The organism is Kosakonia sp. 1610, assembly GCF_050435845.1.
GTDB classification, from domain to species: Bacteria; Pseudomonadota; Gammaproteobacteria; order Enterobacterales; family Enterobacteriaceae; genus Kosakonia; species Kosakonia cowanii.
In genome coordinates this window covers 281179-304624 of record NZ_JBNDKZ010000004.1, presented here as the reverse complement: position 1 = coordinate 304624, position 23446 = coordinate 281179, and the positions used below count along the sequence as shown (strand labels likewise).

The following is a 23446-nucleotide window of genomic DNA, read 5'->3' as shown; positions in this document are numbered from 1 at the left end:
ATCAATCTCAATTTTTACTTCCCTGTAGCCATTTATAAACCACGGTTTTAAATTTTCTCAATAACGGGTTCAGAGAAGTTACGGTGTTGTGACAGAGGTAACATTTCACCGCGCTGTTGATTAACTATTCTTCTGCCACACATCAGGGGAGGAAAGGTTATGCAGGCGGCGCACGAGAAAAAATCAAATCCATTGTCATCCCGCGACGAGGTAGTCAGCGCGCTGACCACTATGCTCGACGCGCTGGATAAACAGTTTCCGGCCGGTGCGGCGCAATTCTCCCTCGGTGCCACCAGCGCCCACTACAGCGATGAAATTGCTGAAATGGAGGGGCTCTCCCGCGCGCTGTGGGGGCTGTTTCCGCTGATGGCGGGCGGCGATACGGAAACATTCAGCGAGAAATATCTGGCAGCGATCAAGCGCGGCACCGATCCGCAGGATAGCGGCTACTGGGGCGACACCGTGGCATACGATCAGCGGCTGGTGGAGATGGCGGCCTACGGTCTCGGGCTGGCGCTGCTGGGTGATAAATTCACGCTCAACTTCAGTGCGCAGGAAAACGAAAACCTCTACCGCTGGCTTAACCAGATCACCGAAGCGGAAATGCCCGACAGCAACTGGAACTTCTTCGCCATCATGGTGCAGTTGGGCTTCAAACGCGCCGGTTTGCCGTGGGATGTGCAGGCGATTGAACGCCGCTTTGCGATGATGGATGCCTACTATCTTGGCGACGGTTGGTACTCCGACGGCCCCGGCCGACCAAAAGATTACTACATCTCGATGGCGTTTCATTTTTACGGCCTGATCTATGCTGCGCTGAATGGCGAAGAGGATGCGCCGCGCGCGGCAACCATTCGCGAGCGCGCCAGCCTCTTTGCTGAGGACTTTATCTATATGTCAGCGGCAGAAGGGGAGTCAGTGCCGTTTGGCCGCAGCCTCACCTACCGCTTTGCGATGGTCGCCTTCTGGAGCGCCGTCGCCTTTGCTGACCTGCCGGTCTTTACGCCGGGCGTGGTAAAAGGCGTGATCCTGCGCCATCTGCGCTGGTGGCTTAAACAGCCTATCTTCGATCGCGACGGCATTCTGACCCTCGGTTTTGCCTACCCTAACCTGGCGATGTGTGAAGATTACAACTCACCCGGCTCGCCCTACTGGGCGCTGAAGGTCTTCTTGATCCTCGCGCTGCCCGCCTCTCACCCCTTCTGGCATGCCGAAGAGCAGCCGTTACCACGGCTCAACGCGCAGCGCGTAATTGCCCCTGCCGGGCAGCTTATCGTGCACAGCGAAGAGTCGAAGCATGTCTGGATGTTGACCGCCGGACAGCTGGAGCTGAACAACTACGTCAATACCGAAGCGAAATACACCAAATTTGCCTACTCCAGCCGCTTTGGTTTCACCATCGAGCGCGGGCGCTACGGCATCAAGCATGCCGCCTGCGACTCAATGCTGCTGCTGAGTGAAGGGGATAACTACTTTCGCGGCCGCCGCGAGTGCGACGAAGTGGTGATAAGCGAACAGGCGATCTTCTCCCGCTGGTCGCCGTGGCATGACGTGCAGATCGCCACCTGGCTCATCCCCTGCGGCGAGTGGCATCTGCGCGTTCACCGCATCGACACCGCACGCGCGCTGACCAGCGTAGAAGGGGGCTTTGCGGTGCTGAAAGCGCCCCATCGCGCTGAGCAGCACGGCAGCCTGGTGGTCGCTGAAAACGGCGTCAGCGGCATTTTCAACCTGCTCGCCGATGTTCCGCGCGAGGCGGATAGCGTCGTCACACCGCCCAACAGCAGCATCATGTTTTCACCCTGCGCCTCCATTCCGGTGCTGCGCACAGAGATTGCACCAGGCCAGCAGTGGCTGGCGTGTGCCGTGCAGGCGGCAACCTGCGAACTGGCCTTCAACCCGCTCTTACCGGAACTGCTTATCAACAATAACGCGCTGGTCATCCATCAACCGGGGCAGAAAAACCGTATCGAGATTGCACTTTGATGCCCGGCGCTGGCCGGGAAATAACGCTGAACCCTACATGCTTTCGTCGAGGATAGTATGGAAAAAATCACCATAAATAATAAAACTGAATATTACAAAATCAGCACCTTTATCTTTCTCTACTTTTTTACCTGGTCGGCGAGCATTGGTTTGCTGGCGATCTGGCTGGGGCAAAAAGCCAATTTAAGCGGGACGGTGATCGGCACGGTCTTTGCCGTTAACGGTATCTTCTCCGTTATTCTGAAACCGATTTATGGCTATATCCTGGATAAAATCGGCATGAGCAAATATCTGCTCTATTTTGTCGTGCTGATGTCGGCCTTAATGGCACCGTTTTTTATCTATGTCTATCAGCCGCTGTTAATGTCCAACACCCTGGTCGGGATTATTGTTGGCGCTATCTATTTAAGCTTTGCATGGTATGCGGGCGTGGCGGCATGCGAATCCTATACCGACCGTTACAGCCGCTTAAACGGCATGGAGTTTGGGCAGATCCGCATGTGGGGATCGCTGGGCTGGGCGGTGGCTTCCTCTTTCTCCGGCCTGCTGTTTAACCTCTCTCCGGCCTATAACTTCATCATGGGTTCTGTGGCGTCGCTGATCATGCTGGCGGTGCTGCTGAGCCTGAAAGTGAATGTCCACTCCGCCCACGCGGGTGAAGTGCTGACTAAAGAGAAGATCGCGCCTGCCGATGTCTATGCGCTGCTGCGTAACCGCAAATTCTGGGCCTTCTGCCTCTATGTCGCCGGTGTCGCGTGGATGATGTTTATCGCCGAGCAGCAGTTCTCACGCTACTTCGTCACCTTCTTTGACGATGTGCATGAAGGCAATGCGGTGTTTGGTTATCTGGGCACGGTGCAGTCGGGCATGGAATTTGTCATGTATATGGTCATCCCGCTGTTTGTGAACTTTATTGGCGCCAAGCGCGGGTTATTAATTGTCGGCCTGATTGTCGGCGCGCGGTTAATTATCTCCGGGCTGTGCGAATCGCATCTGCTTATTTCGATCCTCAAACCGCTCTACGGTCTCGAAATCTGTCTGCTGCTGGTGTCGGTATTTAAATATATCGCCGAGCATTTCGATAAACGCGTTAATGCCACCATGTATCTGCTGGGCTACCAGGCGATGCTCTACGTCGGCAATGTGGTGGTCTCGTCGCCCGCCGGGATTTTGTATGACCGCATCGGCTTTGAACACACCTACATCATCATGGGCGCGATTGCGCTGACCTTTACCTTTATCTCACTGTTTACCCTGTCTGCCTGCCAGAGCAAATGGCGGCAAGCCCGCACGCTGGATGCAAAAACGGCAGGGTAATGGCTATCCGATTATCGACCAGAGAAGGAACCGAACAATGTTAAGTAAAATCAACGAGGAAACGTTACGCCCATGCCCGGCTGCGCCCGATGTGCAGGCCTTTAAAGATGAGCTGGACTCTGCGCGTAGCCATACCCTTGAGCTGATTCGCCGTCATTTAACCGAGTTCGGCGAGCAGTTCCCGGCGGAGACCTGCGTCGACGGCTTTTACCCGCTCACCGGCAACGTCGAGTGGACCACCAGCTTCTGGACCGGGCAGCTGTGGCTGGCGTGGGAGATGAGCGGCGATGAGGCGTTTCGCGCGCTGGCCGAGCGCCACGTGCGCTCCTTTGGCCTGCGTATTGCCGGACGCGAAGACACCAACACGCACGATCTCGGCTTTCTATACACGCTCTCCTGCGTGGCGGCCTGGCGCTTAACCGGCAATCGCGATGCGCGCGGCTTTGGGCTACTGGCGGCCGAAGCGTTGCTGGAGCGCTTTCATGAAAAAGCGCAGATCATTCAGGCGTGGGGCGATCTGACCGATCCTGCCCAGGCCGGGCGAATGATCATCGACTGCAATATGAACCTGCCTCTACTCTACTGGGCGACGGAGCAAACCGGCGACCGGCGCTTTGCCGATGCCGCCGAAGCCCATGTGCGCCAGGCGGCGAAATACCTTATCCGTGAAGATGCCTCCACCTTTCACACCTACTATATGGATGTGCAGACCGGCGCGCCGCGTTATGGCAACACCCAGCAGGGCTACGCCGATGATTCCTGCTGGTCGCGCGGCCAGGCGTGGGGCATTTACGGCTTCCTGCTGAGCTATATCTACACCGGCGATAAAGAGATGGTGGCGCTGTCAAAACGGCTGGCGAACTACTTCCTCAACCGCCTGCCGGAAGATGCGGTCTGCCACTGGGATCTGGCGCTGGTGGGTACCGACGCGCTGCGCGACTCCTCATCAGCGGCAATTGCGGTCTGCGGCTTGCTGGAGCTGGTAAAGCAGTTGCCGGTGACTGACCCGGATCGCGCCCATTACCAGCAGTGGGCAATGCGCATTATGTCATCGCTGAGTAAACACTACCTGGCGGGCAAGCAGGAGGCGACCAACGGTCTGCTCAAGCACTCGGTCTACCATCTGTCGAGCAATAAAGGGGTGGATGAGTGTGCAAGCTGGGGGGATTACTTCTATGTCGAAGCGCTGGCGCGTTTCTCGCTGAGCTGGAAGTTGTACTGGTAAACAAAGGGCCGGCAAGCGCCGGCCTGAATATTCTCCCCCCGCCTGGCGGTGAGGGGAAGGCTGTTACAGACCCGATTCGAGAATACGGATATGGGTCTCGAGGACATCGCCTTTTACTGCTTCGCTCCACGCTTTCATGTGGGGCGTTTGCAGGTGCGCTTCAAGATGCGCCACGCTTTCCCAACGCTCAACCATTGTGATGGAATCCGGCGCGGTCGTCTGGAAGCTGACGCCAGCGGCGTGGTCGATCAGCGGCTCATAGCCGTGGCAGCCTGCTTCTTGCAGCACAACCGGTACAATTTTCGCGAATTCATCAAGCACGGCCTGGCGATGGTGCTGCCCCGGGCGAGTGCGGATCTCTGCTACTACTGTCAACATGGTTTACTCCTTTTAAGTCCAGCTACAGTTAAGCAAAAATCTCCGCCAGATGCTTGCGATATTCTGCAATATAACGCGGGACGTCCGGCATTTTGATCACGTCATTGGCGATAAATGTCGGCAATGCGTCCATACCGAGGAACTGGTTCGCTTTATGGAACGGCAGGTAAACACCGTCAACGCCGACGCCGTGGAAGAACTGCTCTTTATCGGTAAAGGCGTCGATTGGCGCGTTCCAGGTGAGCGACAGCATGTAGGTTTTGCCCTGGATTAACCCGCCGGAGCCATACTTTTTCGCCGCATCGGAGCGGGTACGGCCATCGCTGGCATAGAGTGAACCGTGGCCTTCGGTAAAGACATCATCCATATACTTTTTCACCGTCCACGGCGCGCCCATCCACCAGCCCGGCATCTGCCAGATCACCGTGTCGGCCCACAGGAAGTTCTCCACTTCCGCTTTAACGTCGTACTCGCCGTCGGTACGCACGGTTTTCACCTCGTGCCCGGCATCGCGCAGGAAGCTGGCCGCAACGTCGGTCAGGGTATCGTTCAGTTCGCCATTGGAGTGGGCGAATTTCTTCGCACCGTTGATAATCAGAATATTGCTCATTTTTTGTTCCCGGATAAATACGTTTGTCGGCGATTCTATCCGCATCAACGGGGCGATTAAATTGGCAATAATGGCAAAGACTTTTGCGCAATAAGCAATAATCCCGCTACCAGCGCAGAGTAACGATAAAACCGCCCTCCGGATGATTAGCAAAGGTGGCCTGCATCTGATGCAGAGCGGCAATACGCTGGACAATCGATAACCCCAGCCCGCTACCGGTCTCACTCTGCCCCGGCGGGCGATAGAAGCGCTCGCCAATCCGCGCCAGCGCCTCGTCGCTGACGCCCGGGCCATTATCCCGCACGCTCAGGCTGTTGGCTTCAAGGGTGACATCCACCACGCTGCCCGGCGGGCTGTAGCGGATGGCGTTATCCAGCAGGTTGCGCACCAGCAGGCTGAGCAGCAGCGGCTGGCCCTGGCGGCGCACGCCGTGGGCGTTGAGATGCAGGCGGATATCCATTCCCGCTTGCTGCGCGCTGTGGTAGGTCTCCATCACCGCCGATTGCAGCAGCGCATCCAGCTCCAGCGTCTCAACATCCTCCATATGCTCCAGCGAATCGAGGCGCGAAAGGGTTAACAGCTGATCGACCAGCCGGGTCGCGCGATCGATCCCGAGATGTAACTGGCTCAGCGCTCTGGCGCGCGCGGTGGGATCGTCATCGGAGAGCTGTGCGACTTCCGTTTGCACTTTTAGCGCCGCCAGCGGGCTGCGCAGCTCATGGGCGGCGTCGGAGGTAAAGCGCCGCTCGCGCAGCATCATGGTGTGTGTGCGGGCAAAGAGTTGGTTGAGGGCATCCAGCAGCGGGCGTACTTCGCCGGGTACGCCGCGGGTTTCCAGCGCATCGGCGCGATCCGGAGCGCGTGAACGCAGCGCCAGCGCAACCTTGTTTAATGGCCGCAACTCAAGGGTCAGCAGGGCGATTAACAGTAACAACATTAATGGCAGCGCCACCAGCCACGGGGTCAGCTGTGAGGTGATGATCTCCAGCGCCATCTCCTGGCGATACTCCCACTCCTGGCCAACCACAATGCGGTACTCGCCGCCGGGCGCGGTCAGCCACAAAAAGCGCCACTTATCGTCATCATCGCGTAGTTGCCCATCATCAAAGCCATCGCGACGCCAGGAGTAGGGGATATCGCGCCCGTTGTCGCCATCGTGCAGCAGCAGTTTGCCGTCGGTGGAGTAGATGGCGAAGGCCAGCACGTCATCATCAAGATGGCCATGCTTAATCTTCTTTTTAGTCACCTGCGGCGCGGCGCTTTGCAACTGGTCGAGCTTCATCACGCTCAGGCGTTTTGCGAACAGCATCTGCTGGGTATCAAACAGCTTGTCGAGTTTGTCGCGCGTCTGCTGCCAGGCGACGACGCTGGCGCAGAGCCAGGCCGCCAGCGAGAGCAGCAAAAAGAGCAGCGTCAGACGCAGCCGCAGGCTATGGGGAAACGTAAATTTCATGCCTCTCCTAAGGTGTAGCCGATGCCGTGAACGGTGCGGATAAAGTCGCTGCCGAGCTTGCGGCGCAGATGGTGCACATGCACCTCCACCGCGTTGCTGGAGACATCGCCATCCCAGTTGTAGAGCTTCTCTTCAATCGCTTTTCGCGGCAGCACGCGCCCAACGTTGCGCAGCAGAAGTTCCAGCAGGGCGAACTCTTTCGGTTTCAGCACCAGCGTCTCGTTATGAAAGGTGGCGACCAGGCTTACCGGGTCGAGGGTAACCTGGCCGTGGCGCAGCAGGCTTTGCGCCTGGCCGTGGGTGCGGCGAATCAGCGCCTCCAGCCGGGCGGCCACTTCCACCAGCGCAAAGGGTTTACACAGATAGTCATCAGCACCGAGCCGCAGCCCTTCGACCCGCTGCTCGATGGCGTCGCGGGCGGTAAGGATCAGCACCGGCTCGCTGCGCTTCTGCTCACGCCAGTCGCGCAGGATGGTTAACCCATCAAGTCCCGGCAGCGTTAAGTCGAGGATCACCGCATCATAAGGGGCGGCAAACAGCGCCGCTTTGCCGAGCTTGCCGTCGGTAAACCAGTCGACGGTGAAGCCTTTTTTGCCAAGACCAGCCTTCAGACCGTCGCCAATCAGCGCATCATCTTCTATCAGCAGAATTCGCATACTCTCTCCGTGTACTCAGGCCTGGAGGCAGTTAACCCGCTCACAGCGGGCGTTGTACAGCGAAAAATAATCTTTTTATGCCTTAAGAAGTTGTTAAGAAGTGGCTGGCTTAATGGAGCCTTACCAACAAAAAGGGAGAGATAAGATGAAAAAGTTTGCTGCTATCACCGCTGTTCTCGCACTCTGCGCCGCACCGGCATTTGCTGCTAATCAGGGCGGTTTTACCGGCCCGGGCGCGGCACAACAACAAACCACCTCTCAGCAGGGCGGCGGCTTTACCGGGCCAAACGGCAGTAAAGCGACCGTTGAGAGCGCAAAATCCCTGCGCGATGATGCGTGGGTTACGCTGAGCGGGAACATCGTTGAGCGTATCTCGGATGATACCTACTCCTTCAAAGATGCCACCGGCACCATCAATGTCGATATTGACCAGAAACGCTGGAAAGGGCTGAGCGTCGGACCGCAGGATAAGGTCGAAATCCAGGGTGAAGTGGACAAAGACTGGAACTCCGTTGAGATCGACGTAAAAGAGATCCGCAAAGTCGGTCAGTAAGCGCTGACCGCTCGTGAAAAAATCGCGCATCGCTATGACTCCTCGCCGCAGATAGGGTAGTATCTGCGGCAATATTGCCGCCGAAAAGGTGGGCGCATACGTTGAGGAATCACGATTAATGAGCGATATGGCAGAGCGCCTTGCGCTGCATGAATTTACGGAAAACGCATACCTGAACTACTCCATGTACGTCATCATGGATCGTGCGTTGCCGTTTATCGGTGATGGCCTGAAACCCGTTCAGCGTCGCATCGTCTACGCAATGTCTGAACTGGGGCTGAGCGCCAGCGCGAAGTTCAAGAAATCCGCCCGTACCGTGGGCGACGTTCTGGGTAAATACCACCCGCACGGCGACAGCGCCTGCTACGAAGCGATGGTGCTGATGGCGCAGCCCTTCTCCTATCGCTACCCGCTGGTCGACGGCCAGGGGAACTGGGGGGCACCGGACGATCCGAAATCCTTTGCCGCCATGCGTTATACCGAATCCCGCCTGTCGAAATATGCCGAGCTGCTGCTGAGCGAGCTGGGGCAGGGCACCGTTGAGTGGGTGCCGAACTTCGACGGTACGTTGCAGGAGCCGAAAATGCTGCCTGCCCGCCTGCCGAACATTTTGCTGAACGGCACCACCGGGATTGCAGTCGGTATGGCGACGGACATTCCGCCGCACAACCTGCGCGAAGTCGCCAACGCGGCGATGGCGCTGATTGACCAGCCGAAAACCACCCTCGATGAGCTGCTGGACATTGTCCAGGGGCCGGATTACCCGACCGAAGCAGAGATCATCACCTCGCGTGCTGAAATTCGCAAAATCTACCAGAACGGTCGCGGCTCGGTGCGTATGCGCGCGGTGTGGAAAAAAGAGGATGGCGCCGTGGTGATCACCGCGCTGCCGCACCAGGTCTCCGGCGCGCGCGTGCTGGAGCAGATCGCCAGCCAGATGCGCAATAAAAAATTGCCGATGGTCGATGACCTGCGCGATGAGTCGGACCACGAAAACCCGACCCGTCTGGTGGTGGTGCCGCGCTCCAACCGCGTCGATATGGATCAGGTGATGAACCACCTCTTCGCCACCACCGATCTGGAGAAGAGCTACCGCATCAACCTCAATATGATTGGCCTCGATGGTCGCCCGGCGGTGAAAAACCTGCTGGAGATCCTCACCGAATGGCTGACCTTCCGCCGTGATACGGTGCGCCGCCGCCTTAATCACCGGCTTGAGAAAGTGCTCAAGCGCCTGCATATCCTTGAAGGTTTGCTGGTGGCATTCCTCAATATTGACGAAGTGATTGAGATTATCCGCGGCGAAGATGAGCCGAAGCCGGTACTGATGTCGCGTTTTGGCATCAGCGAAACCCAGGCGGAAGCCATTCTTGAGTTAAAACTGCGCCATCTCGCCAAACTGGAAGAGATGAAGATCCGCGGCGAGCAGAGCGAGCTGGAAAAAGAGCGCGATCAGTTGCAGGCGATCCTCGCTTCCGAGCGCAAGATGAACACCCTGCTGAAAAAAGAGCTGCAGGCGGATGCCACCGCTTTCGGCGACGATCGCCGCTCACCGCTGCACGAGCGCGAAGAGGCCAAAGCGATGAGCGAGCACGATATGCTGCCGTCAGAGCCGGTGACAATTGTGCTGTCGCAGATGGGCTGGGTGCGCAGCGCCAAAGGGCATGACATTGACGCTCAGGGGCTGAGCTACAAAGCGGGCGACAGCTGGAAAGCGTCGGCGAAGGGCAAGAGCAACCAGCCGGTGGTCTTTATCGATACCACCGGGCGCAGCTATGCCGTCGACCCGATTTCGCTGCCATCGGCGCGCGGGCAGGGCGAGCCGATCACCGGCAAGCTGACGCTGCCGCCGGGCGCGACGGTTGAGCATATGATGATGAGCAATGAAGATCAGAAGCTGCTGATGGCCTCCGATGCCGGTTACGGTTTCGTCTGCACCTTCAATGACTTAATTGCCCGTAACCGTGCCGGTAAAGCGCTGATCAACCTGCCGGAGAACGCGCGCGTGATGGCACCGATTGCCATCGAGCACGACGACGATATGCTGCTGGCGATCACCGCCGCCGGGCGTATGCTGATGTTCCCGGTCAGCGATCTGCCGCAGCTCTCGAAAGGCAAAGGCAACAAAATCATCGGCATTCCTTCCGCTGATGCGGCGAAAGGGAGCGACGCGCTGGCGCATCTCTGCCTGCTGCCGCCGCAGAGCACGCTGACGCTCCACGTCGGCAAACGCAAGATCAAACTGCGTCCGGAAGAGCTGCAAAAAGTGCATGGCGAGCGCGGACGTCGCGGTACGCTGATGCGCGGTTTGCAGAAAATTGACCGCATAGAGATCGACGCGCCGACCCGTCCGGGCGCGGGCGATAGCGAAGAGTAATCTTCATCATCCTCTCCCCGCCGCGCGCGGGGAGATATTTCTTAGAAATTTCCCGTAAAGACGTTGTTTATTCGCAGATTGCGATTAACAATACGTTCTTTTTAAAGGCCGCATAACACAAGCCCGGACCGCATGGCGGTCAGCGAGGCGCAGCCAGCATCAGCGGATTTACGCTGGCGTGTATATAATGCTCAGGGTATGGGCTTCAGAGGTCGCTATGTTATTTATTTTTCGTGTCATCATCATCGTAATCTACTCCATTCTTGTCTCGATATTCGGCTCGATTTACTGCCTGTTCAGTCCAAGAAACCCAAAACATGTTGCCACCTTCGGCCATCTTTTTGGTCGCCTTGCGCCAGTGTGCGGGCTGAAAGTGGAAAGACGCCTGCCGCCGGGCGCGGATAAGTTCGGCAACGCTATCTATATCGCTAACCACCAGAACAACTACGATATGGTCACCGCTTCCAGCATCGTGCTGCCGCCGACGGTTACCGTGGGTAAAAAGAGCCTGCTGTGGATCCCGTTTTTTGGTCAACTCTACTGGCTGACTGGCAACCTGCTGATTGACCGCGACAACCGCGCCAAAGCGCACGGCACCATCGCGCAGGTGGTGAAGCAGATCCAGAAACGTAACATCTCGGTCTGGATGTTCCCGGAAGGGACGCGCAGCCGTGGTCGCGGCCTGCTGCCATTTAAAACCGGTGCGTTCCACGCCGCGATTGCGGCCGGTGTGCCGATTATTCCGGTCTGCGTCTCCACCACCTCGAATAAAGTGAATCTCAACCGCCTGAAGAATGGGCTGGTGATTGTAGAAATGCTGCCGCCGGTGGATGTGACGCAGTTCGGTAAAGATCAGGTTCGCCAGTTAGCGACCCACTGCCGCGAACTGATGGCGGCAAAAATCGAAGAGCTCGATAAAGAAGTGGCAGAACGCGAAGCCGCCGGTCGGGTATAAACGTCAGTTGTGAGCAAACCCGGAGGCACCCAGCCTCTGGCGTATTAAGTCAGTGTTACTCGGAGCAAATATGTCACTCAGTCGGCGTCAGTTTCTTCAGGCTTCCGGCCTTGCGCTATGTACCAGCGCAGTGCCGCTGAGGGCGAATGCTGCCGGGCAGCAACCGCCGCTGCCCGTTCCGCCGCTGCTCGAATCGCGGCGCGGACAGCCGCTTTTTATGACGCTCCAGCGCGCGCACTGGTCCTTTGTTAAAGGCACCCGCGCGCCGGTTTCCGGCATCAACGGTCGCTATCTCGGGCCGACCATCCGCGTGTGGAATGGCGATGACGTAAAGCTGATTTACAGCAACCGGCTGACGGAAAGCGTGGCGATGACCGTGAGCGGCCTGCAGGTGCCAGGCCCGCTGATGGGTGGCGCAGCGCGTATGATGAGCGCCAGCAATGACTGGGCACCGGTGCTGCCAATTCGCCAGAGCGCCGCGACATTGTGGTATCACGCCAACACGCCAAACCGCACTGCTGAGCAGGTCTATAGCGGGCTGGCGGGGATGTGGCTGGTGGAAGATGAGATCAGCAAAGCGCTGCCGATCCCCAACCACTACGGCGTGGATGACTTTCCGATCATCATTCAGGATAAGCGGCTGGATAACTTCGGTACGCCGGAGTACAGCGAGCCGGGCAGCGGCGGTTTTGTCGGCGATACCTTGATGGTCAACGGCGCGCAAAGCCCCTTTGTCGAGGTCTCCCGCGGCTGGGTGCGCCTGCGTCTGCTCAATGCCTCCAACTCCCGACGCTATCTGCTACAGATGAGCGACGGCCGCGCCCTGCATGTAATCGCCGGCGATCAGGGCTTTCTACCCGCGCCGGTGTCGGTCAAACAGTTGTCGCTGGCGCCCGGTGAGCGGCGCGAAGTGCTGGTCGATATGACCAACGGTGATGAAGTTTCGATTACCTGCGGCGAAGCGGCGGGGATCATGGATCGGCTGCGCGGCCTGTTTGAGCCGTCGAGCATTCTTATCTCCACGCTGGTGCTGACGTTGCGTCCTACCGGCCTGCTGCCGCTGGTGACGGATACCCTGCCGATGCGCCTGCTGCCTGCGGATCTGATGGCCGGTTCGCCGTCGCGCAGCCGGGACATGACTCTCGGTAGCGATCCGGGCATCAATGGCCAGCTGTGGGATCCACAGCGCATCGATGTGACCGCCCAGCAGGGCACCTGGGAGCGCTGGACGGTGCGCGCAGAGATGCCGCAGTCGTTCCATATTGAAGGCGCAATGTTTATGCTGCGCAGCGTCAACGGCGCGCTGCCGTTCCCGGAAGATCGCGGCTGGAAAGATACCGTCTGGATCGACGGCCAGGTGGAACTGCTGGTGTGGTTTGGTCAACCTTCGTGGCCGCACTTCCCGTTCCAGTTCCAGAGCCAGACGCTGGAGATGGCCGATCGCGGCTCGGTCGGCCAGCTGCTGGTCAACCCCGCGCCGTAATTTCCTCCAACCCGGCGGCGCTCTGCCTGCCGGGTGCTGAAAAAACCTCCTTCTATTCCCACACAAAGAGGGCGTATAATCGCCGCCCTTTGACTCCCTTTTTACCTTTTCTGGAAGCACGATGAGCGCACTCTCCCTGATCCAGCCGGATCGCGATCTTTTCTCCTGGCCGCAGTACTGGGCGGCCTGCTTCGGCCCCGCGCCTTTTCTGCCGATGTCGCGCGAAGAGATGGATGAACTCGGTTGGGACAGCTGCGACATTATCCTCGTCACCGGCGACGCCTATGTCGATCACCCGAGCTTCGGCATGGCAATCTGCGGCAGGATGCTGGAAGCGCAGGGCTTTCGCGTCGGCATCATTGCCCAGCCGGACTGGAGCAGCAAAGCGGACTTTATGCGCCTCGGCAAACCGAATCTCTTTTTCGGCGTTACCGCCGGTAATATGGATTCGATGATCAACCGCTACACCGCCGATCGTAAGCTGCGCCATGACGATGCTTATACGCCGGATAACGTGGCCGGTAAGCGCCCGGATCGCGCGACGCTGGTTTATACCCAGCGCTGTAAAGAGGCGTGGAGAGAGGTGCCGGTGATCCTCGGCGGGATCGAGGCCAGCCTGCGCCGCACCGCCCATTATGATTACTGGTCTGATACCGTGCGCCGCTCGGTGCTGGTCGATTCGAAGGCAGATATGCTGATGTTCGGCAACGGCGAGCGCCCGCTGGTGGAAGTTGCGCACCGCCTTGCCGCTGGTGAGCCGATCGGTGAGATCCGCGATGTGCGCAATACGGCGATTATGGTGAAAGAGGCGCTGCCTGGCTGGAGCGGGGTGGACTCCACCCGCCTCGATACGCCGGGGAAGATCGATCCGATCCCCCATCCGTACGGCGAAGATCTGCCCTGTGCCGATAATAAACCCGTTGAGCCGCAGGCCGCGAAACGCGTGACCGTGCAGCCGCCGCGCCCGAAGCCGTGGGAAAAGACTTACGTGCTGCTCCCCTCCTACGAGAAGGTGAAAGCGGACAAAGTGCTCTATGCCCATGCATCGCGGATTCTGCATCACGAAACCAACCCCGGCTGCGCCCGCGCACTGCTGCAAAAGCATGGCGATCGCTATATCTGGATCAACCCGCCGGCCATTCCGCTCTCCACCGAAGAGATGGACAGCGTCTTTGCGCTGCCTTACCAGCGCGTGCCGCACCCGGCCTATGGCGAGAGCCGCATTCCGGCCTACGACATGATCCGCTTCTCGATTAACATTATGCGCGGCTGTTTCGGCGGCTGCTCCTTCTGCTCCATCACCGAGCATGAAGGGCGCATTATTCAGAGCCGCTCCGAGGATTCGATCATTAATGAGATCGAAGCGATTCGCGACACGGTGCCCGGTTTTACCGGAGTGATCTCCGATCTGGGTGGGCCGACGGCCAATATGTATATGCTGCGCTGCACCTCGCCGCGCGCCGAACAGACCTGCCGACGCCTCTCCTGTGTCTATCCGGAGATCTGCCCGCATATGGACACCAACCATCAGCCGACCATCGATCTCTACCGGCGTGCCCGCGATCTGCGCGGCATCAAGAAGATCCTGATCGCTTCCGGCGTGCGGTACGATCTGGCGGTGGAAGATCCGCGCTATGTCAAAGAGCTGGCGACGCACCACGTTGGCGGCTATCTGAAGATAGCGCCAGAACATACCGAAGCGGGGCCGCTGTCGAAGATGATGAAGCCGGGCATGGGCAGCTATGACCGCTTTAAGCAGCTTTTCGACACCTACTCGAAGCAGGCGGGCAAAGAGCAGTATCTGATCCCCTACTTTATCTCTGCGCACCCCGGCACGCGTGATGAGGATATGGTGAACCTGGCGCTGTGGCTGAAGCGCCACCGTTTCCGTCTCGACCAGGTGCAGAACTTCTACCCGTCGCCGCTGGCCAACTCGACAACGATGTATTACACCGGCAAAAATCCGCTGTCGAAGATCGATTACAAAAGTGAAGAGGTGGTGGTGCCGAGAGGGGAGAAGCAGCGCCGCCTGCATAAAGCGCTGCTGCGCTACCACGATCCGGCCAACTGGCCGCTGCTGCGCCAGGCGCTGGAAGCGATGGGGAAAAAGCACCTGATTGGTTCCCGCCGCGAGTGCCTGGTGCCCGCGCCAACGGTGGAAGAGATGCGCGAAGCGCGTCGCCAGAGCCGCAACGCGCGACCGGCATTAACCAAACATACGCCGATTGCGCAGCAGAGGAAAAAAGCGACGCGCTAAGGTGGGCCGGATGACCTTGTAGGCCGCATAAGGCGAAGCCGCCATCCGGCATCGGCGGTGAGAGTGCCGGATGGCGCTGGCGCTTATCCGGCCTACGCGTACTTCCAGCCTACGTTTAACGGCTTTTACCCGCCGAACTGATCCGGGTCTGGACCCAGGCGTTTGCCCTCGTCCAGTTTGGCAATTTCGCTCAGTTCATCTTTATCAAGGCGGAAATCCCAGACGTCGAAGTTCTCAACGATGCGCGCAGGGGTGACCGATTTCGGGATCACCACCAGACCGCTGTCGAGATGCCAGCGAATAACGATCTGCGCCGGGGTTTTGCCATATTTATCCGCCAGATCGCGAATGATTTTCTGATCGAAAACGCCTTCGCCACCCTGTGCCAGCGGGCTCCAGGATTCAGTCTGGATCTTGTGCGTGGCGTTCCAGGCATGCAGCTGGCGCTGTTGCAGCAGCGGATGGAGTTCAATCTGGTTAATCACCGGAATGACGCTGGTTTCATCAATCAGCTTTTGCAGATGGTGGGTCTGGAAGTTACAGACGCCGATACTCTTAATCAGCCCCTGCTGCTGCAACTCGATCATCCCTTTCCAGGCCTCGACATAGTGATCGATTGCCGGAACCGGCCAGTGCATCAGATAGAGATCGACATAGTCGAGCTGAAGCTTCTCCAGGCTCTCTTTAAACGCTTCAGCCGGGCGTTTCTGATCGTCATTCCACAGCTTGGTGGTGATGAACAGCTCTTCACGCGGTACGCCCGCGCTGGCTAAGGCTTTACCAACACCCTCTTCGTTCTTGTAAGCCGCAGCGGTATCGATAGAGCGATAACCCACTTCCAGAGCTTTATGGATGGCGGTAACCACTTCCTCGTTGCTCGCTTTCCACACGCCAAGACCCAGTTGCGGCATCAGATTGCCGTCAGCGAGTTTAATCACCGTTGGATGTGTCATGCATTTCTCCTTTCGCTAGGCTTACCGGGACGCGCCCGGTAAGGTGGTTTGCATTAAGTGTGGCCGAAAAACCCAAAAACGAAAGCCGGGGTGGAGAAGCGCTTAGCGCGCGGCTTCGTAGATGCGGCGGCTTACATCCAGCGTAATATCCTGATGCTCGCCCAGCGCCGTCATGCCGTGCTCTTCCAGTTTAGCCAACAGCGCCGGAATGGAGCTGCCATCGAGGCCGTAGCCGGAAAGACGCGTCGGCACGCCCATACGCTCGAAGAAGTCGCGCGTGGCGGTAATTGCCGCGTCAATGCGCTCATCGTCGCTACCTTCGGTGATATTCCACACGCGTGCGGCGTATTGCAGCAGTTTTTCGCGTTTGGTGTCGCGCTTCTCATTCCACAGCGCAGGCAGTACGACTGCCAGCGTTTGTGCGTGGTCCAGCCCGTGCATCGCCGTCAACTCATGGCCCAGCATATGGGTGGCCCAATCCTGCGGCACGCCCGCGCCAATCAGGCCATTCAGCGCCTGAGTTGCCGCCCACATGACGTTGGCACGCACGTTGTAGTTTTCCGGCTCCTGCAGCGCTTTCGGGCCATCTTCAACCAGCGTCAGCAGAATGCCTTCGGCGAAGCGATCCTGAATTTTGCCATCTACCGGATAAGTGACGTACTGCTCTACAGTATGGACAAAGGCGTCAACAACGCCATTCGCCACCTGACGCGGGGGCAGGGTGTAGGTGTAAACCGGATCGAGCACCGCAAAGACCGGCTGCACGAACGGAGAGTGGAACGCCTGCTTATCACCGGTCGCTTTACGGGAAACCACCGCCCCGGCGTTGGATTCAGATCCGGTGGCCGGCAGCGTCAGCACGGAGCCCATCGGAATGGCGCTTTTGATCTCGCTACCGCGGGTTTGCAGGATATGCCACGGATCGACGCCCTCGGCGTAGTGGGCAGCGGCAGCGATAAATTTGGTGCCATCCAGCACCGAACCGCCGCCAACCGCCAGCAGGAAGGTGATCTTCTCATCGCGCACCAGCTGCACCGCTTTCATCAGCGTTTCGTAGGTCGGGTTCGGTTCGATACCGCTGAACTCGCGCACGTCCATGCCGTCCAGCGCGCTGTAAACCTGGTCAAGCACGCCGTTTTTCTTCACGCTGCCGCCGCCGTAAGTGATCAGCACGCGGGCGTTGTCAGGGAGTTGCGCGCGCAGTTCGGCAATTGCGCCTTTGCCAAAAAGAATGCGGGTTGGGGTATGCAGATTAAAGTTATTCATTGCTCGTTCCCTTCTGATGAGGTGAAAAAATCTGAGGCGGCAGGCCGCCCGATGCCGATCATTGTGGGCGCGGGGCTGCGCAGGCTCAATGCACATTCCTGCCGATGTCTTGCCTGTTTCTCTATCAGGCTGGAGAAATGTCACAAAAGTTTGCACACTAGAGCCGTTGAAACTGGCCGCCGGAGTGGCAAACCATGAACCGTGAAGCGATCTGCCTGCATCTGACTGAAAAAGTTAAGAGATTGAAAAATAATGAAAATAGACTGAGCGCGCTGCTGCCGGATATCCGTCTGCTCTATGGTACGCAGCCCGGCACCCGGACGCCGGTGATGTATCAGCCGGGGATCGTGTTTCTCTTTTCCGGCCATAAAATCGGCTATATCAACGAGCGCGTCTTTCGCTATGACACCAACGAATATCTGCTGTTAACGGTGCCGCTGCCCTTCGAGTGTGAAACCTTTGCCACGCCGGAAGTGCCGCTGGCGGGCATTCGTCTTAATGTCGACATTTTGCAGTTGCAGGAGCTGCTGATGGATATCGGTGAAGATGAGCATTTTCGCCCGGAGAACGCCGCCAGCGGCATTAACTCGGCGGTGTTATCAGAGGAGATCCTCTGCGCGGCGGAGCGCCTGCTGGATGTGATGGAGCGCCCGCTGGACGCGCGCATTCTGGGCAAACAGATTATCCGCGAGATGCTTTACCACGTGCTGACCGGGCCGCGCGGCGGTGCGTTGCTGGCGCTGGTGAGCCGCCAGACCCACTTCAGCCTGATTAGCCGCGTCTTAAAGCGTATTGAGAGCCAGTACACCGAAAACCTCAGCGTCGACCAGTTAGCGGCGGAAGCGAACATGAGCGTCTCGGCGTTTCACCATAACTTCAAATCGGTGACCAGCACCTCGCCGCTGCAATACCTGAAAACCTACCGGCTGCATAAAGCGCGGATGCTGATGGTGCACGATGGCATGAAAGCGAGCGCGGCGGCGATGCGTGTCGGCTATGAAAGCCCATCGCAGTTTAGCCGCGAATTTAAACGTTACTTCGGCGTGACGCCGGGGGAGGATTTGGCGCGCATTCGCACCATGCAGGGGGCATAACGGAGGCCCTCTTCGCGCGAAGAGGGCGGTAACTCAGGCGTTGCTGAACTTCTTCTTTAGCACCACGGTGACGGCACCAATCAGGCCCACCACCAGCAGGAACAGCGGCAGCACCATTAAAAAGGTCATCACCTGATCTTCGTGGCGTTTCACAAACGGGATCATGCTAATGGCGTAACCAAGCGAGATCACCACGCCGACCCACAGCAGCGCGCTCAGCCAGTTGAAGAGCTGAAAGCGGCGGTTCGACAGGCCAGAGATACCTGCCATGGTCGGCAGCAGGGTGCGGATAAAGGCCAGAAAACGCCCGGCCAGCAGCGCCAGCAGGCCGTGACGGTCAAACATGCAGGTGGCGCGCTCGTGATACTTCACCGGCAGCTGTGCCAGCCAGCTTTTCACAATACGTGTATTACCCAGCCAGCGCCCCTGAACATAGCTCAGCCAGCAGCCGAGACTGGCGGCGGAGGTAAGGATCAGCAGCGTTGAGACAAAGTCCATGCAGCCGCGCGCAATCAGCGCCCCGGCGAGCAGCAGTAAGCTGTCGCCCGGTAAAAACGAGGCAGGAAGCAGGCCGTTCTCTAAAAAGAGCGTGGCAAACATCACGAGATAGACAACGCCGACAACGTGCGGATCGGCCAGCGCAGCAAAGTCGTGATGCCAGAGCGCAGCAATAATATCTTGAATAACAGCCATGGGCTTTCCTGTGGAACCGCGTAGAGGAGGCTATTGTACTCCACTTCGCCAAAAAGACCTCGATCCGGGGCGCAACAAAGGGAGAATAATCTTACTTTTTGCCCCGTTAATCATGGTTTACACGATGCGCTGAAAGCCTGCCACTAAATCACCGATAAGATCATCAACGTTTTCTAAACCAATGTGCAATCGGATCAGCGTGCCGTCGAAGTCGACACGCCCTTCCGGGCGAATGGCGGCGATGTGCTCAGGCTGGTTGGCGAGGATCAATGATTCAAACCCGCCCCACGAATAGGCCATGCTGAAGAGCGAGAAATTATCGAGATAGTTGGCCAGCTCTTCATTGTTTAAACGCTTGTTGAGCACAAAGGAGAAGAGGCCGCTGCTACCGCTGAAATCCCGCTTCCAGTACTCATGCCCTTTACTGCCCGGCAGCGCCGGATGATTGACCTGTGCCACCTGCGGATGCGCCGCCAGCCACTCGGCGATCTTCAGGCTGCTTTCGTGATGCTGGCGTAAACGCACCCCCAGCGTGCGCAGGCCGCGGCTGGTCATATAGGCGGTATCGGCATCCAGCATCTGCCCCATCAGATAGGCGTTTTCCCGCAGCTGCTCCCAACAGCGGGCGTTTGCTACGGCGGTGCCAACCATTGCATCGGAGTGACCAATCAGGTATTTGGTGCCCGCCTGAATGGAGATATCGATATCAAAATCCAGCGCCTTAAACAGCACGCCCGCCGCCCAGGTGTTGTCGATCATAATGATCGCCTCCGGCGCGACGCTGCGCACCGCCTGCACGATGGCGGGAACATCATGCACTTCCATAGTGATGGAGCCGGGCGATTCGAGGAACACCACTCTGGTATTGGGTTGCACCAGTTGCACGATGCTTGAGCCAATCATTGGATCAAACCAACTGGTGGTAACGCCCAGTTTAGCGAGGATTTTGGTGCTGAAATCTTGCGTCGGTTCGTAGGCGGTATTGGTCATCAATACATGATCGCCCTGCTCGACAAAGGCCAGGATGGTGTTTGCCACCGCCGCCGCGCCGCAGGGGAAGAGCGCGCAACCGGCACCGCCCTCCAGTTCGCACATCGCCTCTTGCAGCGAGAAGTGGGTCAGCGTCCCGCGCCGCCCATAAAACAGCTCGCCGTTGGCGCGGTTGCGCGTGGCGTGCTTTTTCGCTTCTACCGTTTCAAACACCAGGGAGGAGGCGCGCTGAATCACCGTATTCACCGAACCCTGAGTATACTTTTTGCTCCGCCCGGCGTTTACCAGCGCGGTATCAAGATGTTTCGCCGTCATGTCTGCTCAACCTGTTTTTATACGTCTGGATGTCCAGACTACCATGATTGCGAAATGATGCATCAGAGGCGGTGAATTTTTCTATAAAACCAGCAGACGCGCCCGTTTACTGCGTCAACGCAAGGAAATAGCCGGTTATGTTGTGCACTATGTAAATACTAATGAGAACTACTATCAATTCGACGACTTTTTGCTATTATGGCGCAGTGTTTTTTGTGATTTGCGTCCCGGAGAAACAGAGTGGGTAATAATTTGATGCAGACGGATCTTTCCGTATGGGGTATGTATCAGCACGCCGATATCGTGGTGAAAATCGTGATGATCGGTCTGATTCTGGCGTCAGTCGTCACCTGGGCGCTTTTCTTCAGTAAAAGCGTTGAGATCCTCGGGCAAAAGCGCCGTCTCAAGCGTGAACAGCAGCAGTTGGCCGATGCCCGCTCGCTGGATCAGGCGACTGAGATTGCCTCGACATTCCACGCCCGCAGCCTGAGCGCGATGTTGATCAACGAAGCGCAGAATGAGCTGGAGCTCTCCGCAGGCAGCGAAGATAACGAAGGCATTAAAGAGCGCACCGGTTTCCGCCTTGAGCGACGCGTAGCGGCAACGGGCCGTCATATGGGTCGCGGCAACGGTTTCCTCGCCACCATCGGCGCGATTTCGCCCTTTATTGGTCTGTTTGGTACCGTCTGGGGCATCATGAACAGCTTTATCGGCATTGCGCAGACGCAAACCACTAACCTCGCGGTTGTCGCGCCAGGCATCGCTGAAGCGCTGCTGGCAACGGCTATCGGCCTGGTAGCCGCTATCCCGGCGGTGGTGATCTACAACATCTTTGCGCGCATGATCGGTAACTACAAAGCCAACCTCGGCGATGTTGCTGCTCAGGTGCTGCTGCTGCAAAGCCGCGATCTGGATCTGGCCGCCAGCAACGCGCAGCCGGTTCGTACCACCCAGAAATTACGCGTAGGTTGATTGGCTATGGCGATGCGTCTTAATGAAAACCTCGACGATAACGGCGAAATGCACGAAATCAACGTCACGCCGTTTATCGACGTGATGCTGGTGCTGCTGATTATCTTTATGGTGGCCGCGCCGCTTGCTACCGTTGACGTTAAGGTCAATCTGCCTGCCTCTTCCAGCCAGCCGCAGCCGCGCCCGGAAAAACCGATCTATCTCTCCGTGAAGGCGGATAACAGCATGTTTATCGGCAACGATCCGGTGACGGAAGAGACGATGATCAACCAGCTGAATGCGGTGACCGAGGGCAAAAAAGATACCACCATTTTCTTCCGCGCTGATAAGACCGTCGATTACGAGACGATGATGAAAGTGATGGACAGCCTGCACCAGGCGGGCTATCTGAAGATTGGTCTGGTAGGGGAAGAGGTCGCGAAAGCGAAGTAACCCGCAAACAAGATAGAAAAAAGCTGGCCGGAGCCAGCTTTTTTTATGCCTGCTTAACTCAGGTGCTCACCACCCGTCACGCCATGCACTTCAGCGGTGACATAGCTCGACTCCTGGCTTGCCAGATAGACATAAACAGGTGCCAGCTCGGCGGGCTGACCGGCGCGTTTAAGCGGCGTCTGCTGGCCAAACTCCGGCAGTTTCTCCTGCGGCTGACCGCCGGAAATCTGCAGCGCTGTCCAGATTGGCCCCGGCGCAACACTGTTCACGCGAATGCCTTTCTCAGCGACCTGTTTCGCCAGCCCGCGGGTGTAGTTGAGAATAGCCGCTTTGGTTGAGGCGTAATCAAGCAGATGTGTGCTTGGCTGATAAGCCTGAATTGACGAGGTAGTAATAATGCTACCCCCGCGCGGCATCAGCGGAATCGCCTCCTGGGTGATCCAGAAGAGCGCGAAAACGTTGACCTTATAGGTATAGATAAACTGCTCGCTGCTGAGGTCTGCAATATCCTCAATCGCGGTTTGCGTACCCGCCACCAGCGTCAGCACATCCAGGCCGCCAAGCTGCTGTTTCGCTGTGTGCGGCAGGGAACGGGCAAATTCTTCATCGCTCAAATCGCCCGGGATCAGCACGGCTTTACGCCCGGCTGCTTCAATCTGCTCTTTCACCTGCTGCGCATCTTCCTCTTCGGCAGGAAGATAGTTGATAGCGACATCTGCGCCTTCGCGGGCATAGGCAATCGCCGCTGCGCGACCAATACCGGAGTCGCCGCCGGTCACTAGCGCTTTACGACCTTTCAGCCGCCCGCTGCCGACATAGCTCTTTTCACCGCAATCGGGAACCGGTTCCATTTTCGCCTGCACGCCGGGGAAGGGCTGCTTCTGCTTAGGATATTCACCGGTGTAGTACTGGGTGGTCGGATCCTGGATTTTTGTCTGGTCAGTTGCCATTAAGTATCCTCCATATCGGTTGCTTAGACCTTAAGGATAGAAGTTCACGCTGACTTCGCAGGCAAATTCAGGATTTTCTTTATCGCGGGGGGTTACTTCCCTTTGCTGCTCGCTTTGGCAGGCTTTTCTTTCACCGCTACCGCCACCGCCTGCACCGTCGAGGTGCGGTATATGCCTTCGCTCAGTTTGCGGCTCCAGCGCAGTGTCGCGCTTTCGCGGCTGACCAGGTGCTGATAGTTAGCCTCCAGCCGGCCCATGATCTTTTCGCGCAGCTCAGGGTGCTGTTCGATAATGGCGGCAATGGCTGCACCGTAAATCTCCTCTTTCACCTGCAGGGGATAGATTTCACGGCGGTTTTGCCACTTCAACCGCACCAGTGCCGCCGGAATAGAGACTAAATCCTGGGCAATGCGTTGAATCGTCTCGTTTTTACTCTGCACCAGCGCATCGATATTTTGCTTTAAGATAAATTCGTCGCTTTTGCTTTCGCTGTAATTGATATAGACGTTATTATTTTCAATTTCAGCCACG

At 57.7% G+C, this 23446-nt stretch carries 21 protein-coding genes; 11 read left to right on the top strand and 10 right to left on the bottom strand.

The annotated features are described in order from the left end of the window. Positions 1-159: 159 nt before the first annotated feature. The 3 genes from ABIC80_RS14400 to ABIC80_RS14390 are packed head-to-tail and all read left to right on the top strand — an operon-like array spanning position 160 to position 4528. Positions 160-1986 (top strand): DUF2264 domain-containing protein, encoded by a 1827-nt coding sequence (locus ABIC80_RS14400; protein WP_429177591.1) that lies wholly within the window; start codon positions 160-162, stop codon positions 1984-1986. Positions 1987-2043: 57 nt separating this feature from the next. Continuing rightward, positions 2044-3303 (top strand): oligosaccharide MFS transporter, encoded by a 1260-nt coding sequence (locus ABIC80_RS14395; protein WP_023480794.1) that lies wholly within the window; start codon positions 2044-2046, stop codon positions 3301-3303. A gap of 37 nt (positions 3304-3340) precedes the next feature. After that, positions 3341-4528, top strand: a complete 1188-nt coding sequence (locus ABIC80_RS14390; protein WP_042717994.1) for a glycoside hydrolase family 88 protein — start codon at positions 3341-3343, stop codon at positions 4526-4528. 63 nt (positions 4529-4591) lie between these two features. Here the strand turns inward: ABIC80_RS14390 and ABIC80_RS14385 are convergent, their stop codons facing one another. From ABIC80_RS14385 to qseB, 4 genes are all read right to left on the bottom strand, one after another. Continuing rightward, positions 4592-4906 (bottom strand): putative quinol monooxygenase, encoded by a 315-nt coding sequence (locus ABIC80_RS14385; RefSeq protein ID WP_023480887.1) that lies wholly within the window; start codon positions 4904-4906, stop codon positions 4592-4594. Positions 4907-4934: 28 nt separating this feature from the next. Further along, the gene (locus ABIC80_RS14380) at positions 4935-5516 is read right to left on the bottom strand and encodes an NAD(P)H-dependent oxidoreductase (protein ID WP_023480904.1); all 582 of its coding nucleotides are present in this window, start codon (positions 5514-5516) and stop codon (positions 4935-4937) included. A 106-nt stretch (positions 5517-5622) separates the two neighbouring features. Further along, complete coding sequence (gene qseC / locus ABIC80_RS14375) at positions 5623-6969, bottom strand: quorum sensing histidine kinase QseC (RefSeq protein ID WP_396461499.1); 1347 nt, start codon at positions 6967-6969, stop codon at positions 5623-5625. Then, positions 6966-7625 (bottom strand): quorum sensing response regulator transcription factor QseB, encoded by a 660-nt coding sequence (qseB, locus tag ABIC80_RS14370; RefSeq protein WP_429177589.1) that lies wholly within the window; start codon positions 7623-7625, stop codon positions 6966-6968. Before qseB ends, qseC begins: the two co-directional genes overlap by 4 nt. Positions 7626-7770: 145 nt before the next feature. On the opposite strand from qseB, the gene ABIC80_RS14365 reads away from it, so the two are divergent. The 5 genes from ABIC80_RS14365 to ABIC80_RS14345 all read left to right on the top strand — a co-directional run bounded on the left by ABIC80_RS14365 (position 7771) and on the right by ABIC80_RS14345 (position 15250). Further along, a complete protein-coding gene (locus tag ABIC80_RS14365; RefSeq protein ID WP_054803380.1) occupies positions 7771-8178 on the top strand; it encodes a YgiW/YdeI family stress tolerance OB fold protein in 408 nt (135 codons plus the stop codon). Between the two features lie 118 nt (positions 8179-8296). Next, positions 8297-10555, top strand: coding sequence for a DNA topoisomerase IV subunit A (parC, locus tag ABIC80_RS14360; protein WP_200579699.1), 2259 nt, complete (start codon positions 8297-8299; stop codon positions 10553-10555). Positions 10556-10772: 217 nt separating this feature from the next. Then, positions 10773-11510 carry a 1-acylglycerol-3-phosphate O-acyltransferase gene (locus tag ABIC80_RS14355; RefSeq protein WP_128482093.1) on the top strand — a complete coding sequence of 246 codons (738 nt, stop codon included), beginning with the start codon at positions 10773-10775 and terminating at the stop codon, positions 11508-11510. 70 nt (positions 11511-11580) lie between these two features. Beyond that, positions 11581-12993, top strand: coding sequence for a cell division protein FtsP (gene ftsP / locus ABIC80_RS14350; protein ID WP_042718004.1), 1413 nt, complete (start codon positions 11581-11583; stop codon positions 12991-12993). 121 nt (positions 12994-13114) lie between these two features. Then, entirely contained in the window at positions 13115-15250 is a 2136-nt protein-coding gene (locus tag ABIC80_RS14345) for a YgiQ family radical SAM protein (RefSeq protein ID WP_429177588.1), read from the top strand. A gap of 125 nt (positions 15251-15375) precedes the next feature. On the opposite strand, the gene dkgA is transcribed toward ABIC80_RS14345, so the two are convergent. Beyond that, on the bottom strand, positions 15376-16203 hold the full coding sequence (gene dkgA, locus ABIC80_RS14340) for a 2,5-didehydrogluconate reductase DkgA (RefSeq protein WP_042718007.1): 828 nt from the start codon (positions 16201-16203) through the stop codon (positions 15376-15378). Between the two features lie 102 nt (positions 16204-16305). Next, on the bottom strand, positions 16306-17469 hold the full coding sequence (yqhD, locus tag ABIC80_RS14335; protein ID WP_042718008.1) for an alcohol dehydrogenase: 1164 nt from the start codon (positions 17467-17469) through the stop codon (positions 16306-16308). A 194-nt stretch (positions 17470-17663) separates the two neighbouring features. Here yqhD and ABIC80_RS14330 point away from each other — a divergent pair, with 194 nt between their 5' ends. Then, the gene (locus ABIC80_RS14330; protein ID WP_023480896.1) at positions 17664-18563 is read left to right on the top strand and encodes an AraC family transcriptional regulator; all 900 of its coding nucleotides are present in this window, start codon (positions 17664-17666) and stop codon (positions 18561-18563) included. Positions 18564-18596: 33 nt separating this feature from the next. Here ABIC80_RS14330 and ABIC80_RS14325 read toward each other — a convergent pair whose 3' ends face one another. Beyond that, positions 18597-19256, bottom strand: coding sequence for a DedA family protein (locus ABIC80_RS14325; protein WP_042718012.1), 660 nt, complete (start codon positions 19254-19256; stop codon positions 18597-18599). Positions 19257-19373: 117 nt separating this feature from the next. Further along, positions 19374-20561 (bottom strand): cystathionine beta-lyase, encoded by a 1188-nt coding sequence (metC, locus tag ABIC80_RS14320; protein ID WP_288875015.1) that lies wholly within the window; start codon positions 20559-20561, stop codon positions 19374-19376. Between the two features lie 240 nt (positions 20562-20801). Between metC and exbB the strand changes: the two genes are divergently transcribed. Then, positions 20802-21533 (top strand): tol-pal system-associated acyl-CoA thioesterase, encoded by a 732-nt coding sequence (exbB, locus tag ABIC80_RS14315; RefSeq protein ID WP_023480942.1) that lies wholly within the window; start codon positions 20802-20804, stop codon positions 21531-21533. Positions 21534-21539: 6 nt separating this feature from the next. After that, positions 21540-21965 (top strand): TonB system transport protein ExbD, encoded by a 426-nt coding sequence (gene exbD / locus ABIC80_RS14310; RefSeq protein WP_042718016.1) that lies wholly within the window; start codon positions 21540-21542, stop codon positions 21963-21965. 53 nt (positions 21966-22018) lie between these two features. Here the strand turns inward: exbD and ABIC80_RS14305 are convergent, their stop codons facing one another. Together ABIC80_RS14305 and ABIC80_RS14300 are read right to left on the bottom strand one after the other, a co-directional pair. Beyond that, positions 22019-22915 carry an SDR family oxidoreductase gene (locus ABIC80_RS14305; RefSeq protein WP_429177587.1) on the bottom strand — a complete coding sequence of 299 codons (897 nt, stop codon included), beginning with the start codon at positions 22913-22915 and terminating at the stop codon, positions 22019-22021. Positions 22916-23007: 92 nt separating this feature from the next. Beyond that, positions 23008-23445, bottom strand: a complete 438-nt coding sequence (locus ABIC80_RS14300) for a cytoplasmic protein (RefSeq protein ID WP_258185146.1) — start codon at positions 23443-23445, stop codon at positions 23008-23010. Position 23446: the final 1 nt, after the last annotated feature.

Excerpts from the sequence above, each read along its gene's own strand:
- ABIC80_RS14390 (WP_042717994.1), top strand. The coding sequence starts at position 3,341 with ATGTTAAGTAAAATCAACGAGGAAACGTTACGCCCATGCCCGGCTGCG.
- ABIC80_RS14365 (WP_054803380.1), top strand. The coding sequence starts at position 7,771 with ATGAAAAAGTTTGCTGCTATCACCGCTGTTCTCGCACTCTGCGCCGCA.
- qseC (WP_396461499.1), bottom strand. The coding sequence starts at position 6,969 with ATGAAATTTACGTTTCCCCATAGCCTGCGGCTGCGTCTGACGCTGCTC.
- ABIC80_RS14305 (WP_429177587.1), bottom strand. The coding sequence starts at position 22,915 with ATGGCAACTGACCAGACAAAAATCCAGGATCCGACCACCCAGTACTAC.
- parC (WP_200579699.1), top strand. The coding sequence starts at position 8,297 with ATGAGCGATATGGCAGAGCGCCTTGCGCTGCATGAATTTACGGAAAAC.
- ABIC80_RS14330 (WP_023480896.1), top strand. The coding sequence starts at position 17,664 with ATGAACCGTGAAGCGATCTGCCTGCATCTGACTGAAAAAGTTAAGAGA.
- ABIC80_RS14385 (WP_023480887.1), bottom strand. The coding sequence starts at position 4,906 with ATGTTGACAGTAGTAGCAGAGATCCGCACTCGCCCGGGGCAGCACCAT.
- ABIC80_RS14395 (WP_023480794.1), top strand. The coding sequence starts at position 2,044 with ATGGAAAAAATCACCATAAATAATAAAACTGAATATTACAAAATCAGC.
- metC (WP_288875015.1), bottom strand. The coding sequence starts at position 20,561 with ATGACGGCGAAACATCTTGATACCGCGCTGGTAAACGCCGGGCGGAGC.
- ABIC80_RS14325 (WP_042718012.1), bottom strand. The coding sequence starts at position 19,256 with ATGGCTGTTATTCAAGATATTATTGCTGCGCTCTGGCATCACGACTTT.
- yqhD (WP_042718008.1), bottom strand. The coding sequence starts at position 17,469 with ATGAATAACTTTAATCTGCATACCCCAACCCGCATTCTTTTTGGCAAA.
- ABIC80_RS14380 (WP_023480904.1), bottom strand. The coding sequence starts at position 5,516 with ATGAGCAATATTCTGATTATCAACGGTGCGAAGAAATTCGCCCACTCC.
- ABIC80_RS14345 (WP_429177588.1), top strand. The coding sequence starts at position 13,115 with ATGAGCGCACTCTCCCTGATCCAGCCGGATCGCGATCTTTTCTCCTGG.
- ABIC80_RS14355 (WP_128482093.1), top strand. The coding sequence starts at position 10,773 with ATGTTATTTATTTTTCGTGTCATCATCATCGTAATCTACTCCATTCTT.
- ABIC80_RS14400 (WP_429177591.1), top strand. The coding sequence starts at position 160 with ATGCAGGCGGCGCACGAGAAAAAATCAAATCCATTGTCATCCCGCGAC.
- qseB (WP_429177589.1), bottom strand. The coding sequence starts at position 7,625 with ATGCGAATTCTGCTGATAGAAGATGATGCGCTGATTGGCGACGGTCTG.
- ftsP (WP_042718004.1), top strand. The coding sequence starts at position 11,581 with ATGTCACTCAGTCGGCGTCAGTTTCTTCAGGCTTCCGGCCTTGCGCTA.
- exbD (WP_042718016.1), top strand. The coding sequence starts at position 21,540 with ATGGCGATGCGTCTTAATGAAAACCTCGACGATAACGGCGAAATGCAC.
- dkgA (WP_042718007.1), bottom strand. The coding sequence starts at position 16,203 with ATGACACATCCAACGGTGATTAAACTCGCTGACGGCAATCTGATGCCG.